The organism is Pseudomonas sp. HN2-3 (assembly GCF_020691745.1).
GTDB lineage: Bacteria > Pseudomonadota > Gammaproteobacteria > Pseudomonadales > Pseudomonadaceae > Aquipseudomonas > Aquipseudomonas capeferrum.
This window is the reverse complement of the sequence record NZ_CP085704.1, coordinates 4804713-4819663: the sequence shown is the minus strand read 5'-3', so window position 1 is coordinate 4819663 and position 14951 is coordinate 4804713. Positions and strand designations below refer to the sequence as shown.

Below are 14951 nucleotides of genomic sequence, written 5' to 3'. Positions count from 1 at the left end.
CTTTTCAGAGCGCTCGGCTCAACTGGGCGAGGAAGGCCTGAACGGTCTCCTCATTGCGTTTGAAGAAGTGCCATTGGCCGATCTTCTGGCTGTTGATCAGGCCGGCGCGCTGCAAGATGGCCAGGTGCGCAGAGACGGTCGACTGCGACAGGCCGCAGCGTTGGTCGATCTGCCCGGCACAGACGCCGTGTTCGGTGCTGTGGTGCTGGTCAGGAAACTGCGTTGCCGGGTCCTTCAGCCAGTCGAGGATTTGTCGCCGTACCGGGTGGGCCAGGGCTTTTATTATTTCGTCCAGATCGAGGGGCATGGGGTGGGGCTCGTGGTGAAGCGGTAAATCGCGGTAGGGCGAAATTTAAATCGGTATTTCGCGATATACAAATATGAAGTCGTTCTGAGCTGAGCACCAATCGCTATATCGTGTGATGACGATATAGGCCTGGGCGGTGCTAGACTTGCGCCATGAACTACCTCGCACACCTGCACCTGGGCGGCCCTGCGCCGCAGCAATTGCTCGGCAGCCTGTATGGCGATTTCGTCAAGGGCACGCTGGAGGGGCGCTTTCCGCCGGCACTGGAAGCGGCGATCCGCCTGCACCGGCACATCGACAGTTATACCGACCGCCATCCCGTGGTACTGGCAGCGTTGGCACGTTTCCCCGCACAGCGACGGCGCTTTGCCGGCATTGTCCTCGATGTGTTTTTCGACCACTGCCTGGCGCAGCATTGGGCGGATTATGCCGAGCAGCCGTTGGCGCAGTTCACCGGCAATTTTTATCGGGTGCTGCTGGCTGAGCCTGAGTTGCCGGGGCGCCTGGCGCGCATTGCGCCGTTCATGGCGGCGGATGACTGGCTGGGGGCGTATGGCGATTTTGCGACGCTGGAGCAGGTGTTCAACGGCATTGCGCGGCGGCTGTCGCGGCCGGCGGGGATGAGCGGGGTGATGCCGGAGCTGGAGCGCTTGTATGAGCCGTTGCTGGCGGACTTTCGTGAGTTCTATCCACAGTTGCAGGCGTTTGCGGCGGTGGGGCGGGTGTCGGGCAGTTAGTCATGTATTGCCTGCCCCGGCCTCTTCGCGGGTACAGGCAGCCCAAGCCAATCAGGCAGCCCGCGCCTGCCGCTGTGGCACCCTCACTGCCTCTTCAACCCCGAACAACGCCCCATGAATGGCCTGCTGCGCCTGCAAGGCCAGTACCGCTCGCTCTTTCTGCGCGCTGGCAATCGGTTGCAGCAGGTGAATGCACACCTCGCCACGCGGCTGGGCAAACAGACGCAGCAGGTGTGACACCAGGTCATCATCGCCAATGAAAGGCGCAATCGGGTCGATCACGCCATCGCGCAAGTACTGGATCGCCACGGGTTGAACGGCCACGCCCTGGCCGATGGCGCCTGCCAGTAGCCGGCCGTGGAACGTTCGCAGGCCATGGCCGTTGGTGGTAGTACCCTCCGGGAAGATCAACAGTGGCCGGGCTTCGCCCAGTTGCGTGCTGATCTGCTCGCGCAGACGCTGGCTGTCGCCACCGCCGCGGCGGATGAACAGCGTGCCGGCTTTCTCTGCCAGCCAGCCGGCCACCGGCCAGTGACGGACTTCGGCCTTGGACAGGAAAGACAGCGGCTGCAGCATGCCGAGCAGTGGGATGTCGGCCCAGGAGACGTGGTTGCTGACCCACAACATCGGCCGCTGCGGCAGCTGGCCGATTACCCGCACCTTGAACGGCAAGGCGGCCACCAGGCGCTTCATGAACAGGCAGCTCCAACGTTGCCGGCGCTCGATGGAGGCTTTGAGGCCCAGGCGTTCGCCAAGTGCGATCACGCTGGCCATCAGCATGCCGAGCAGCAGGACCAGAAGCAGCCGTGTCAGGCGGGCCAGTACCCGCAGCTGGGGCATCAGACCGCCGCCTTGAAGTGGCGGGCGTAGCGCGGGCAGAGGTCGTCGCGCTTGAGCAGGATGAACACGTCGGCAACCTGGAAGTCTTCGTCCCAGCACGGCTCGCCGCAGATCTTCGCACCCAGGCGCATGTAGGCCTTGAGCAGCGGTGGCATTTCGGCGATGACGTTGTTGGGCAGGGCCAGGCTTGGCAGAGGTTTTTTCGGCTCGGCACGTAGGTGCTCGGTGCACAGGTAACGCTCGCGCAGGCGCTGCATGACCGCATGGGCCTGCACGCCACCGTCCTGCATGGGGATGCTGGCGCAGCCCATCAGGTAGCAGTAGCGCCCTTCGTTGAGTACTTCGGCGAGCTCGCCCCAGAGCACGGCGATGGTGCCGCCGTTGCGGTAGTCGGCGGCCACGCAGGTGCGCCCCAGCTCCAGGATCGGCCCTTGCAACTGCACCAGGCCGTGCAGGCTGAACTCTTCTTCGCTGTAGAAACGGCCCAGGCTGCTGGCCGCCTGGTGGTCGAGCAACCGGGTGGTGGCTACCAGCTCGCCGGTGCTCAGGTCGCGCACACCGATATGGCGGCAGTGCGGGTCGTAGTCGTCCATGTCCAGGCCGTGTTCGGCACCTTTGAGCTTGGCCTTGAATTCTGCACTGAACACGTTGTAGCGCAGGGCCTGGGCTTCCTGCAGGGCCGTGGCGCCGACCAGGCGTTCGGCTTGCAGACGGCGTGCAGTGCTGGTGTCGCCAGCGTGAGCGATCCGAGTCATTACGAGTCTCCATAAGCCAGCCATGAAGGGTTGCGGCCGGTCGGCTTTGTTGTGCAAAGTCAGCCTAGGTAGACGGGGTGTCACCCCTGTGAATCTTTGGTGATGCTTGCGTGACACCCTCCCACACGCCCCAGCAAGGAGCATCCTGCGATGGCTTGGCTACAACGACTCAACGACCCGCTGCGCCTCCCTATGGCCGGCACCCTGGGTGAAACCTACGCCGCGCTGCTCGAGCGCCTTGGCCAGGTAGCCCCGTTCGAACTGGCGGTGCTTGGCGGGCGCGCCATGCCCACGCCGGGCCTGGCGTTTCTGGTCGGCTACCAGGCCGCCTTGCGGGTGCTCTGGCCCAGTGCGCCACCCAGCCTCGGCGCACTGTGCGCGACCGAACGGCGCAGCGTGCGGCCGGCAGACATGCGCACCCGTCTCGACGGTTTGCGCCTTGGCGGCAGCAAGGATTTCGTCACCGCCGGCCTTGAGGCGGAGTGGCTGCTGGTGGCCGCGCGCAGCGAAGCGCCAGGCGAGGCAGTGCGGCTGAACCTGGCGGTGGTGTACCCGGGGGAGCCGGGCGTGACGCTGGAAGCGTTGCCGACCTTGCCGCTGATGCCCGAAGTCGGCCATGGCCGCCTGCACCTGGAGCAGGCGGCTTGCGAGTTGCTGGCAGGCGATGGCTGGGATGCTTACGTCAAACCGTTCCGCTCGCTGGAGGACCTGTACGTGCTCGCCGCGTTGACGGCCTGGCTGTATGGCGTCGGCCAGGAATGTGCGTGGCCGCAGGCGTTGCGTCTGCGTTTGCTGGGCGTACTGGCCGGCTGTGCCGAGGGTAGCCGCCAGTGTGCCGACAGTGTCGGTTGCCATTTGCTGCTGGCGGGGTTGTTTGGCCAGTTTCAGGCGCTGCGCGCCGACATCGATGAGGCGTTGCTGGCGGGGCCCGCGCAGTGGGCGCAGCTCTGGCAGCGTGATCAGGGGGTGTTGGCGTTGGCGGCGGCAGCGCGGGAGAAACGTTTGGCCAAGGCCTGGGCGGCTGCGGGATTGTCATGAAGGGCAGGCAGACTCGGTGAACCATTGAATGCTGGGGCCGCAAAGCGGCCCCATGGCGCCGAGGCCCAAGTGCTCGATACCCTGAAAGCCCTACTGGCAACCCTCAGCCTGGCAGTGGCCCCAGCCTGGGCCGAAGACTGGCCGGCCCCCGACTGGCAAACCGACCCCACCCCCATCGACTGGCAAGCCGTCGACGCCTATGCCTTCCCCCCTGACGGGAGCCTGCGCACCGACGCCCTGCTGATCATCCGCGACGGCCGCATCCTGCATGAACGCTACGCCGCGCCCACCACCGCCAGCACCGCGCACCTCACCTGGTCGGTGAGCAAGAGCGTGCTGGCCACGCTACTGGGCGTGGCCCAAGGCGAAGGGCGTTTCCAGCTGCAGGACCCGGTAGCCCGCTTCTACCCCCCGATGCAGGCACACCCACAGGTGCGCCTGGGAGACCTGCTGCACTGGGCCAGCGGCTTGGCCTGGCAGGAAGACTACGAATACGCACCATTGCACTCCTCGGTGGTGGCCATGCTCTACACCCGTGGTCGTGAGGACATGGCGGCCTATACCGCAGCGCGGCCTGCGGCGCAGCTACCGGGGCAGCGCTTTCTCTACTCCAGCGGCGATAGCAACCTGTTGGCAGCGGCCCTGCGCGGCATGCTCGATGCCGGGGAGTATGCCGACTACCCGTGGCAGGCGCTGTTCACGCCGCTGGGCATCAACAGCGCGGTGTGGGAACGCGATGGCGCGGGGAGCTATGTCGGGTCTTCGTACCTGTACCTCACTGCCCGTGACCTGGCGCGCATCGGCCTGCTGATGCAGCGCGACGGGCGCTGGCGCGAGCGCCAACTGGTGCCTGCGACATGGGTGGCGTTCAACCGCACGCCGTTTGCCCTGGCCGAGGCTGTACCCGGCGAGGCCAACCCAGGCGGCCACTGGTGGCTCAACACCGCGTCGCCAGGCGGGGCTCGTCCCTGGCCGCATGCGCCGGCTGACACCTACGCCGCGCTCGGTCATTGGGGCCAGGCGCTGTACGTGTTGCCGACGCAGAAGCTGGTGATCGTTCGCTATGCCGATGACCGAGGCGACAGTTACCAGCATGACCAACTGCTCGAACGGGTACTGGCGGCGCTGGCCGGGGAGGGCGCATGAGGCGGGTGCTGCTGGTGCTGTTGGCGCTGCTTGGCGTGTCGTTGGGATGGAGCGGTTGGCAGGCACGTCAGGCGTTGGCGGACTTCCCGGGCATTCTTTCGGCCTACTCGGCCAAGGAGTACTGCTCATGCCGCTTCGTCATGGGGTTTGACCCGGCGTATTGCCGGGGGTACGTGAAGCAATGGCTGCCCCTTGGCCTGCTGGCGGAAAACAGTGCGCAGCGCCTGGTCACGGCCGAGGGCCTGGACCGGCGTAACCAGGCCGCATGGCAGGCCGCACGCGTGGGCTGCCGCTTGCTGCCATGATGGCGGGCGGGTAAGGTTGCGGTCTTGTTTCACGAGATCTGTCATGTTCAAGTTGCCCCGCCTGCTGCCCGCCTTGTTGCTGGCTCTATGCCTGCCCGCCCACGCCAACTGGCACCTCGATGGCGAGTCATCGCGCCTGTCGTTCATTACCGGCAAGAACGGTGATACCGCCGAAGTCCATCGCTTCCTGGTGCTGCATGGCACGGTAGACCGCAAGGGCGCGGCCGGCCTGCGCATCGAGATGGACTCGGTGAGCAGCGGTATCCCCTTGCGCGACGAACGCATGCGCGACGGTCTGTTCGAGGTCGAGCGTTTTGCCGAGGCGACGGTGAAGGCGCAACTGGACCTGCGCCCGATCAACGACCTGGCCAGCGGTGCGCAAATCGAACTGCGCCTGCCGCTGACCGTTACCCTGCATGGCCAATCCCACCGCTACAACGCCTTGCTGCTGGCCACGCGGCTGGACGAGCGGCGCTTCCAGGTGGTGACCCTGGAGCCCCTGGTACTGCGCGCCGAGGATTTCGGCCTGATGCCGGGGCTGGAGAGCCTGCGCAAGTTTGCCGGGCTCAAGTCCATCAACCCATCGGTACCGGTCAATGCGGTGCTGATCTTCACCGCCCGCTGACATGCCGGGGCCGGTCTTCCCCTGGCGGGATGGCAACCAGTTCGAACTGCTGATCGACGGCCCCGAATTCTTCCCTCGCATGCTTGAGGCGATCACGCGCGCCGAGTTCCAGGTCGACCTCGAACTGTATCTGGTCGAGGCTGGCGCCTGCGCCGAAGCGGTCGTCGCAGCGCTGGAACACGCCGCCCGGCGCGGTGTGCGGGTGCGCTGCCTGTTCGATGACTATGGCTCGCTGGCCTTCAACAGTGCCCTGCGCCAGCGGCTGCTGGAAGCAGGCGTGTACCTGCGCTGGTACAACCGCCTGCGCTGGAAGCGTGGCTTGCGCAACCTGTATCGCGATCACCGCAAGCTGCTACTGGTGGACGAGCGCTGGGCAGTGGTGGGGGGCACGGGTGTCACCGACGAGTTCTGGACGCCGGCCAGCGCTACCAGCGAATGGCACGAGGTAATGGTGCAGATGCAGGGGCCGGTGGTCAGCGACTGGCAGTTGTTGTTCGACCGCCAATGGCACGCCAACAACCGGCGCACCGCCTGGCGCCCAGCCGAAGGTTTCGGCCTGCCGCGCCTGCCCAAGGTGCCTGCGCAGGGGCAAGGCATGGGCCGGGTAGCGTATGCCGACGCCCGTCAGCATCAGGACATCCTGCATTCGCTGGTGCGCGCGCTCAACAGCGGCAAGCAGCGGGTGTGGCTGGCGACGCCTTATTTCTTGCCGACCTGGAGTGTGCGCCGCTCGTTGCGCCGCGCGGCCAGCAAGGGCCTGGACGTGCGCCTGCTGCTGACCGGACCGCGCACCGATCACCCCTCGGTGCGCTATGCCGGGCATCGTTACTACCCGCGCCTGCTGCGCGCCGGGGTGAGGATTTTCGAGTACCAGCCGTGTTTTCTGCACTTGAAGATGGCCGTGGTGGACGACTGGGTGAGCGTTGGTTCGTGCAACTTCGACCACTGGAACCTGCGTTTCAACCTCGAGGCCAATGTCGAGGCCCTGGACCCGCCGCTGACCGCTGCCGTGGTGGCCAGTTTCGAGCGTGACTTCGCCTTGAGCGAAGAGGTCGACCTCGACCACTGGAACGCCAGGCCGCTGTGGCGACGGGTGAAGCAGCGGGTATGGGGTTGGCTCGACCGTCTGGTGGTCAACCTGCTCGACCGGCGTGACTGAGAGCGACTATCGTGCAGTGACTGTTCACAAGCAATGGAAGGAGTGGATGCGATGACGGCGAAGAAAATTCTCATGCTGGTTGGCGACTACGTCGAGGATTACGAAGCGATGGTGCCGTTCCAGGCCCTGAGCATGGTTGGTCATACGGTGCACGCTGTCTGCCCCGAGAAGCTTGCGGGCCAGACCGTGCGCACCGCGATCCATGATTTCGAGGGTGAGCAGACGTACAGCGAAAAGCCGGGGCACAACTTTGCCCTGAACTATGACTTTGTGCGGGTGCGTGCCGAAAGCTATGACGCCTTGCTGATCCCCGGTGGCCGTGCCCCGGAATACTTGCGCCTGGATGAGCGGGTGCTGGAGCTGGTCAAGGCGTTCGACCAGGCAGGCAAACCGATTGCGGCGGTGTGCCATGGCGCGCAGTTGCTGGCAGCGGCGGGTGTGCTGGAAGGGCGCGAATGCAGTGCCTACCCTGCCTGTGCGCCGGAGGTGCGTTTGGCGGGCGGGACGTTCATTGATATCGCGGTGGACCAGGCGCATGTGGAAGGCAACCTGGTGACCGCGCCGGCATGGCCTGCGCACCCGGCCTGGCTGGCGGCTTTCCTCAAGGTGCTGGGTACACGTATCGCCTGATCTACACGGCCGCTCCTACAAAAGCGTAAGCAGACTCAGCCGACCTGCTCGACCCAGTCATTGAGGTTGTAATAGTTGGTCACCCGGGCAATCTTGCCGCAGTGGATATAGAAGAACGCCCCCGCCGACAGCACATAGGTCTGCCCGTTGGCCGCGGGCAGGCCTTCGTCATCGGCGATGTACTCGCCATGCACGGTGAACTCCGCGGCTGCGCGGCTGCCGTCGGCATTCTGCATGACCACGATATCGGCCAGGCGCTCGCGGTAGCAGCGGTTCATCTTGTCCATGAACGCGGCAAACCTGGCCTTGCCCATCTGCCGCTCGCCCTGGTTGATGTCGTGGATCACATCTTCGTTCAGCAGTGCGAGAAAGCCGGGCATGTCACCGGCATTGAAGGCGGCGTAGTAGGCATTTACCAGTTCGGTAGCGGTCATGGAACAATTCCTGTCGTGTTGGGAAAAGGCGGTGCGTTGGCTTGGATGATAGGGTTTCCCCTCAAGCCCGGCTTAGCCGAGCGCGTCATCCACATCGACAAAACGACCGCCAAGCATGGAAATCCGCCTGTTGCACGGCGCCGCTATCGCGCCTTACATCGATGACCTCGCTCGCCTGCGCTTGACCGTGTTCCGCGAGTTTCCCTACCTGTACGACGGTACGCCGGAGTACGAGGCCGACTACTTATCTACCTATGCCCGCTCCGGGCGCAGCCTGGTGGTACTGGCGCTGGACGCCGGCCGGGTGGTGGGTGCCGCCACCAGCCTGCCGCTGGTGGACGTTGCCGCCGAGTTCCAGCAGCCGTTCCTGGCCCAGGGGCGTGACCCTGCCAGCGTGTACTACTTCGGTGAGTCGGTGGTGCTGCCGGAGTACCGTGGCCAAGGGCTGGGGGTGCGTTTTTTCATCGAGCGCGAGTCCTACGCCCACAAACTCGCCGAGTTCGATTATTGCGCCTTCTGTGCCGTGGAACGGCCGGGCGTGCACCCGCTGCGCCCGGCGCACTACAAGCCCTTGCAGGGGTTCTGGCGCAATCGTGGGTTCCTGCACGACCCCTCGTTGCGCACCCACTATGCCTGGCGCGACCTGGATGAACAGGAATCGTCGGAAAAGATCATGTCGTTCTGGCTCAAGGAACTGCCGATATGACCCGCCTCGCGGCCTGCCAGTATGCCATCGAGCTGCACAAGACCTGGGATGCCTACGTCGATCATCTGCAGGGTCTGTGCGCCGAAGCGGCCGAGGCCGGCGCTCAGCTGCTGCTGTTGCCGGAATACGCGGGCCTGGTACTCAGCGGGCTGTTACCTGTGCAGCAGCGGGGTGATTTGAAGGCTTCTATCGCCGGTATCCAGCCCTTGATCGAACCTTGGAAAGCGCTGTGCGAGCGCATTGCTCGCCGCTGGGGCGTCTACCTGCAGCCCGGCAGCCTGCCGGTGCAGGACAGCGATGGCCGCTATCGCAACCGTGCCTGGCTGTTTGGCCCCGAGGGTGAACTGGGGCATCAGGACAAGCTGATGATGACGCGCTTCGAGCGGGAACAATGGGACATTGCCCCGGGCGATGGCCTGAAGGTGTTCGATACCCAGCTGGGGCGGCTGGGCATTCTGATCTGCTACGACAACGAATTCCCGATGCTGGCACGGCGCCTGGCAGAAGGGGGCGCCGACCTGATTCTGGCACCGAGCTGCACCGATACCGAAGCCGGTTACCACCGGGTGCGCATTGGTGCCCAGGCGCGGGCCCTGGAGAACCAGATTGCCGTGTTGCAGAGCCCCACGGTGGGGTTGGCCGCGTGGTCGCAGGCGCTGGATGAGAACATTGGGCGGGCCGGGTTGTTTGTGCCGCCGGACCATGGCATGCCGAAGGACGGAGTGGTGGCCCTGAGTACCGAGCTTGACCCGGCCGGCAGCCAGTGGCTGATCTGTGACGTGGACCTGGCGGCGGTGCGGCGGGTAAGGGAGCAGGGGCAGGTGTTTACCCGGCGCGACTGGCCAGAGCAGTTCGAGCGCAGCCTGTAAATGAAAACGCCCGGCAGATGCCGGGCGTTTTCGATCAGGCCGGAGGGTGAATCACTTCACTTCAACCGCCAGGCTTTCGGCAATCTTGCTCTGCCACAGCGCGGGGCCGGTGATGTGCACCGACTCACCGTTGCTGTCCACCGCGACAGTGACCGGCATGTCCTTCACTTCGAACTCGTAGATCGCTTCCATGCCCAGCTCGGCGAACGCCAGGACCTTGGACTTGCGGATCGCCTGAGCCACCAGGTAGGCGGCGCCGCCGACGGCCATCAGGTACACGGCCTTGTTGTCCTTGATCGCTTCGATAGCGGTCGGGCCACGCTCGGACTTGCCGATCATGCCCAGCAGGCCAGTCTGCTCGAGGATCTGGCGGGTGAACTTGTCCATGCGGGTAGCAGTGGTCGGGCCGGCTGGGCCTACCACTTCGTCACCGACCGGGTCGACCGGGCCGACGTAGTAGATGAAGCGGCCTTTCAGGTCGACCGGCAGTTCTTCGCCACGGTTGAGCATCTCGACCATGCGCTTGTGCGCGGCGTCGCGGCCGGTGAGCATCTTGCCGTTGAGCAGGATGGTCTCGCCTGGCTTCCAGCTGGCGACTTCTTCCGGGGTGATCGAGTCGAGGTCGACGCGACGGGCGCTTGGGCCGGCTTCCCAGACGATTTCCGGGTAGGCGTCCAGCGATGGCGCTTCCAGCTCGGCCGGGCCGCTGCCGTCGAGCACGAAGTGCGCGTGACGGGTGGCGGCGCAGTTCGGGATCATGCACACCGGCAGGGAGGCGGCGTGGGTCGGGTAGTCCATGATCTTGACGTCGAGCACGGTGGTCAGGCCGCCCAGGCCCTGGGCGCCGATGCCCAGCTGGTTGACCTTGTCGAACAGCTCCAGGCGGATCTCTTCGATGCGGTTCTGCGGGCCACGGGCTTTGAGTTCATGAATGTCGATGGACTCCATCAACACTTCCTTGGCCATGACCGCAGCTTTTTCGGCGGTGCCGCCGATGCCGATGCCGAGCATGCCAGGTGGGCACCAGCCGGCGCCCATGGTCGGGACGGTCTTCAGCACCCAGTCGACGATCGAGTCGGACGGGTTGAGCATGGCCATCTTCGACTTGTTTTCCGAGCCGCCGCCTTTGGCTGCGACATCGACTTCGACCTTGTCGCCAGGGACGATCGAGTAGTGGATGACGGCCGGGGTGTTGTCCTTGGTGTTCTTGCGGGCACCGGCCGGGTCGGCCAGGATCGAGGCGCGCAGGACGTTCTCAGGCAGGTTGTAGGCGCGACGCACACCTTCGTTGATCATGTCGTCGACGCTCAGGGTGGCGCCGTCCCAGCGCACGTCCATGCCCACACGCACGAACACGGTGACGATACCGGTGTCCTGGCAGATCGGGCGGTGGCCGGTGGCGCACATGCGCGAGTTGATCAGGATCTGGGCGATGGAGTCGCGCGCGGCAGGCGACTCTTCACGCAGGTAGGCCTCGTGCATCGCCTGGATGAAATCGACGGGGTGGTAGTACGAAATGAATTGCAGGGCGTCGGCGACGCTCTGAATCAGGTCGTCTTGCTTGATCACGGTCATGCAGCGCGCTCCTCTTAAAGACGGGAACATTCGTAAAGGCTTTCCGACACTGCACACCTGTGTGTCGAAACGCCTGGCAAGGCGTCGGCAGGTCAGGCCGACGTAAAAAGGCGCGGCAGTATAGCGCGCCTCACCGTGCGAAACACCTGCGCGTGGTCTGGACCATGGTCGGCAGTGCGGCGGGCATCCTTTTTGCTGCCGATAGCGGCTTGCCTTAGAGTGGCGATGTAGACCAAGGAAGTAATGACCATGCCTGAACTCTGTGTGGGCGAGAGCCGCTGGACGGTGCCCACCGGCAGTAACCTGCTCGATGCCTTGAACGAGGCAGGCTTGAATGTGCCCTACAGCTGCCGTGCGGGCAGTTGCCACGCCTGCCTGGTGCATTGCCTGGATGGGCAACCGGTGGATGCGCTGCCCGAGGCGTTGGCGCTGGACAAGCACGCACAGGGCTGGCGCCTGGCCTGCCAGTGCCGGGTGGTGGACGACCTGCGCGTGGCGGTGTACGACCCGCAGCTCGAAGGGGTGCCCGCAACGGTGTGTGAACTGGACTGGTTTGGCGATGTGTTGCGCTTGCGCCTGCGGCCTGAGCGGGCGCTGCGGTATCAGGCCGGCCAGCATCTGGTGCTGTGGAACGGTGCGGTCGCGCGACCGTATTCCTTGGCAAGCCTGCCGGGTGAAGACGCCTTGCTGGAGTTTCATGTCGATTGCCAGCGGCCAGGGGCTTTCTGTGACCAGGCCCGGGCCTTGCGGGTTGGCGATGAACTGCGTCTGGGCGAGCTGAGGGGCGGGGCGTTGCATTATGACCCGGACTGGCAGGACCGTGCGCTGTGGTTGCTGGCGGCCGGGACGGGGCTTGCGCCATTGTGGGGCATCTTGCGCGAGGCGCTGCGCCAGGGGCATCGGGGTGAGATCAGGGTGCTGCATGTGGCGCGTGAGCACGCCGGGCATTATCTGGCTGAGCCGTTGCTGGCAATGGACGGGGTGCGTGTCGAGCAGGTGCTGGCGGAGCAGTTGGATGAAGCGCTGGCGGCGTTGCGGCCGTCATCACGGCAGACCATCGCGCTGCTGTGTGGCTCGCCGGGGAGTGTCGAGCGGTTTGCGCGGCGGCTGTTTATTGCGGGGGTGCCGAGGAACCAGGTGTTTGCCGATGTGTTTGTCGAGCATGCCTGAGGAATGTTGCGCGCCTATGCCGACCCTTTCGCGGGGCAAGCCCGCTCCCACAGGGACCTGACTGCGCCTGAGTTCAGAAGGGTAACTGTGGGAGCGGGCTTGCCCCGCGAAGGGGCCGCAGAGCGGCCCCCCTGGAAAGGCTATCAGCCGACCAGCGGATCACCGACATGCAGGATCTTCATGCCGTTGGTGCCACCGATGGTGTGGTAGCTGTCGCCCTTGGTCAGGATCACCCAGTCACCCTGTTGCACCAGGCCACGCTTGAGCAGTTCGTCGACCGCCGCTTGGCTCACCTTGTCGGCCGGCAGCGAAGCCGGGTCGAAGGCGATCGGGTAGACACCACGGAACATCGAGGCGCGAGCCTGGGTAGCGCGGTGCGGCGACAGGGCGAAGATTGGCACGTGCGAACGCAGGCGCGACATGATCAGCGGGGTGTAGCCACTTTCGGTGAGGGCGATGATCGCCTTGACGCCCGGGAAGTGGTTGGCGGTGTACATGGCCGCCAGGGCGATGCTTTCGTCGCAACGCTCGAAGGTGGTGTGCAGGCGGTGGCTGGATTTCTGGTTGGTCGGGTGCTTTTCGGCACCTTGGCAAATCCGCGCCATGGCCTGTACGGCTTCGATCGGGTAGGAACCGGCAGCACTTTCGGCCGACAGCATCACCGCATCGGTGTTGTCGAGCACGGCGTTGGCCACGTCGGACACTTCAGCGCGGGTCGGCATCGGGTTCTGGATCATCGACTCCATCATCTGGGTCGCCACGATCACCGCCTTGTTGTTGCGGCGGGCGTGCTGGATGATCTTTTTCTGGATGCCGATCAGCTCGGCGTCGCCGATTTCCACACCCAGGTCGCCACGGGCAACCATCACTGCGTCGGAGGCGGCGATCAGCTTGTCGAGGGTCTCGTCGTCGGCAACGGCTTCGGCACGCTCGATCTTGGCCACCAGCCAGGCGCTGCCGCCGGACTCGTCACGCAGCTTGCGGGCATATTCCATGTCGCTGGCGTCACGCGGGAACGATACGGCCAGGTAGTCCAGGTCCATTTCCGCGGCCAGCTTGATGTCGGCCTTGTCTTTTTCGGTCAGGGCCGGCGCGGTCAGGCCGCCACCTTTGCGGTTGATGCCTTTGTGGTCCGACAGCGGGCCACCGATGATCACCACGCAGTGCAGTGCATCAGCGGTAGCGGTCTCGACGCGCATGACCACACGGCCATCGTCGAGCAGCAGTTCGTCACCAACGCCGCAGTCCTTGACCAGGTCGGGGTAGTCGATACCGACGATGTCCTGGTTGCCTTCGGTCAGCGGGTGGGCGGTGGAGAAGGTGAACGTGTCACCGATCTTCAATTCAATGCGCTTGTTGCTGAACTTGGCGATGCGGATCTTCGGACCTTGCAGGTCGCCCAGCAAAGCGACATGGCGGCCGTTCTTGGCGGCGATGTCACGGATCAGGCGGGCGCGCGCTTTGTGCTCGTCCGGGGTGCCGTGGGAGAAGTTCAGACGTGCCACGTCCAGGCCGGCAAGGATCAGTTGTTCGATCACTTCCGGCGAGTTGCTGGCGGGGCCAAGGGTGGCGACGATTTTGGTACGGCGGATGGTCATGCACAGACTCCTATAGTGAAGCGCAGCGAAAGGCTACTCCTGAATCGCGCTGTAGTCATTGTTCCGTTGCACTACCTGCGAGCGAGGCAGGGTGGCGTTTGAACGGTCAGGCCATCCTTGCAAAAGGGTGTGAAGATTTATCGGCAAAGGCCGATACACTGGCATCAAAGGAGACCCCCCATGCGAGCCCTGATCGTTTTAGCCTTGGCGGCCAGCGCCGTCGGCTGCACCCGCTGGTCCATGGACCACCACTTGAACAACGCCTACCGTGCCTATGACCGCGGCGATTGCCAGCGGGTCATGCTGGAGCTGTCGCAGGTTGACCGCACCAGCCGCGCACGACCGTTCGTCCACCCGGAGGTGTCGCTGCTGCGCGGCCAGTGCCTGGAGCGCCAGAAGCTGTTCGTGGATGCAGCGCAGACCTACGAGTACCTGATCCAGCAGTACCCCGGCAACGAATACGCGTACCGTGCCCAGGCTCGCCTGCAAACACTGGAGCAGCTTGGCCATTACCGCGGTGCCGAAGCGGCCGTGGCCAACCCGGTGAAGGTCACCCCTTGGCGTTAATGCCAAGGTGTGATTTATTTCACGGGATTTACCGTGCGCGCTGCGCTAATCTGTAACTCAGTTGTTACAACAACCGCCAGTACCTCGCATTCCTGGCACCGGGTACGGACTGCACTTGTGATCATGTTCAACAAGCGGCATATCGAACGCCATCAGTTGCCCTGCGTTCTCAAGGTCTTCAACCGTTTTACCGATCAGGCGATCGGCCAGCTGGGTAATGCCTCCGAAGATGGGCTGATGCTGATCAGCCAACTGCCGGTACTGGTCGGGCCAGACTACGAACTGCAACTGCGCTTGCCGCTGGCCGGTGGCGGGTATCAGTTCATCAACCTCACCGCCAGTTGCCTGTGGTGCCGCGAAGACCAGACGCCCGGCAACTACGATTCCGGCTTCATGTTGCTGCAGGCGCCCCGCGAGTACGATGAATTCGTCCGCTCGTTGCGCGACTATTTCAGTTTCCGCCCCGCCAACGCATCCGCCTGACTCCCCC

The 14951-nt window shown here is 64.6% G+C and carries 18 protein-coding genes; 12 read left to right on the top strand and 6 right to left on the bottom strand.

Annotated features, from left to right (window positions below; genetic code table 11):
- Positions 1–4: 4 nt before the first annotated feature.
- Entirely contained in the window at positions 5–307 is a 303-nt protein-coding gene (locus LJX93_RS21850; protein WP_033702790.1) for an ArsR/SmtB family transcription factor, read from the bottom strand.
- A gap of 152 nt (positions 308–459) precedes the next feature.
- Here LJX93_RS21850 and LJX93_RS21845 point away from each other — a divergent pair, with 152 nt between their 5' ends.
- Positions 460–1044: an ACP phosphodiesterase gene (locus tag LJX93_RS21845; RefSeq protein ID WP_033702789.1), complete on the top strand. Its 585-nt coding sequence runs from the start codon at positions 460–462 to the stop codon at positions 1042–1044.
- 51 nt (positions 1045–1095) lie between these two features.
- Here the strand turns inward: LJX93_RS21845 and LJX93_RS21840 are convergent, their stop codons facing one another.
- Positions 1096–1884, bottom strand: coding sequence for a lysophospholipid acyltransferase family protein (locus LJX93_RS21840; protein WP_227696413.1), 789 nt, complete (start codon positions 1882–1884; stop codon positions 1096–1098).
- Entirely contained in the window at positions 1884–2639 is a 756-nt protein-coding gene (gene olsB, locus LJX93_RS21835) for an L-ornithine N(alpha)-acyltransferase (RefSeq protein ID WP_033702787.1), read from the bottom strand. The genes LJX93_RS21840 and olsB overlap by 1 nt, the downstream gene beginning before the upstream one ends.
- Positions 2640–2789: 150 nt before the next feature.
- Here olsB and LJX93_RS21830 point away from each other — a divergent pair, with 150 nt between their 5' ends.
- The 6 genes from LJX93_RS21830 to LJX93_RS21805 all read left to right on the top strand — a co-directional run bounded on the left by LJX93_RS21830 (position 2790) and on the right by LJX93_RS21805 (position 7542).
- Positions 2790–3677, top strand: coding sequence for an acyl-CoA dehydrogenase (locus LJX93_RS21830; protein WP_186659641.1), 888 nt, complete (start codon positions 2790–2792; stop codon positions 3675–3677).
- An 81-nt stretch (positions 3678–3758) separates the two neighbouring features.
- Positions 3759–4823 carry a serine hydrolase domain-containing protein gene (locus LJX93_RS21825; RefSeq protein WP_033703001.1) on the top strand — a complete coding sequence of 355 codons (1065 nt, stop codon included), beginning with the start codon at positions 3759–3761 and terminating at the stop codon, positions 4821–4823.
- Complete coding sequence (locus LJX93_RS21820) at positions 4820–5128, top strand: amidase (protein ID WP_227696412.1); 309 nt, start codon at positions 4820–4822, stop codon at positions 5126–5128. Before LJX93_RS21825 ends, LJX93_RS21820 begins: the two co-directional genes overlap by 4 nt.
- Before the next feature lie 43 nt (positions 5129–5171).
- On the top strand, positions 5172–5753 hold the full coding sequence (locus LJX93_RS21815) for a YceI family protein (protein WP_033702784.1): 582 nt from the start codon (positions 5172–5174) through the stop codon (positions 5751–5753).
- 1 nt (position 5754) lies between these two features.
- Positions 5755–6912, top strand: a complete 1158-nt coding sequence (locus LJX93_RS21810) for a phospholipase D-like domain-containing protein (protein WP_033702783.1) — start codon at positions 5755–5757, stop codon at positions 6910–6912.
- Positions 6913–6963: 51 nt separating this feature from the next.
- The gene (locus LJX93_RS21805) at positions 6964–7542 is read left to right on the top strand and encodes a DJ-1/PfpI family protein (protein ID WP_033702782.1); all 579 of its coding nucleotides are present in this window, start codon (positions 6964–6966) and stop codon (positions 7540–7542) included.
- Positions 7543–7577: 35 nt separating this feature from the next.
- Here LJX93_RS21805 and LJX93_RS21800 read toward each other — a convergent pair whose 3' ends face one another.
- The gene (locus LJX93_RS21800) at positions 7578–7976 is read right to left on the bottom strand and encodes a nuclear transport factor 2 family protein (protein WP_033702781.1); all 399 of its coding nucleotides are present in this window, start codon (positions 7974–7976) and stop codon (positions 7578–7580) included.
- A 115-nt stretch (positions 7977–8091) separates the two neighbouring features.
- Between LJX93_RS21800 and LJX93_RS21795 the strand changes: the two genes are divergently transcribed.
- Both LJX93_RS21795 and LJX93_RS21790 read left to right on the top strand, forming a co-directional pair.
- On the top strand, positions 8092–8682 hold the full coding sequence (locus LJX93_RS21795; protein WP_033702780.1) for a GNAT family N-acetyltransferase: 591 nt from the start codon (positions 8092–8094) through the stop codon (positions 8680–8682).
- Complete coding sequence (locus tag LJX93_RS21790; RefSeq protein WP_047582711.1) at positions 8679–9551, top strand: carbon-nitrogen hydrolase family protein; 873 nt, start codon at positions 8679–8681, stop codon at positions 9549–9551. Before LJX93_RS21795 ends, LJX93_RS21790 begins: the two co-directional genes overlap by 4 nt.
- A 51-nt stretch (positions 9552–9602) precedes the next feature.
- Here LJX93_RS21790 and LJX93_RS21785 read toward each other — a convergent pair whose 3' ends face one another.
- Positions 9603–11126, bottom strand: a complete 1524-nt coding sequence (locus LJX93_RS21785) for a fumarate hydratase (RefSeq protein WP_033702778.1) — start codon at positions 11124–11126, stop codon at positions 9603–9605.
- 249 nt (positions 11127–11375) lie between these two features.
- On the opposite strand from LJX93_RS21785, the gene LJX93_RS21780 reads away from it, so the two are divergent.
- The gene (locus tag LJX93_RS21780) at positions 11376–12296 is read left to right on the top strand and encodes an iron-sulfur-binding ferredoxin reductase (protein WP_227696411.1); all 921 of its coding nucleotides are present in this window, start codon (positions 11376–11378) and stop codon (positions 12294–12296) included.
- A 143-nt stretch (positions 12297–12439) separates the two neighbouring features.
- On the opposite strand, the gene pyk is transcribed toward LJX93_RS21780, so the two are convergent.
- On the bottom strand, positions 12440–13894 hold the full coding sequence (gene pyk / locus LJX93_RS21775; RefSeq protein WP_033702776.1) for a pyruvate kinase: 1455 nt from the start codon (positions 13892–13894) through the stop codon (positions 12440–12442).
- A gap of 180 nt (positions 13895–14074) precedes the next feature.
- Between pyk and LJX93_RS21770 the strand changes: the two genes are divergently transcribed.
- Positions 14075–14461, top strand: coding sequence for a hypothetical protein (locus LJX93_RS21770; RefSeq protein ID WP_033702775.1), 387 nt, complete (start codon positions 14075–14077; stop codon positions 14459–14461).
- A 123-nt stretch (positions 14462–14584) separates the two neighbouring features.
- Complete coding sequence (locus tag LJX93_RS21765) at positions 14585–14944, top strand: PilZ domain-containing protein (RefSeq protein ID WP_033702999.1); 360 nt, start codon at positions 14585–14587, stop codon at positions 14942–14944.
- The last annotated feature ends 7 nt before the right edge of the window (positions 14945–14951 follow it).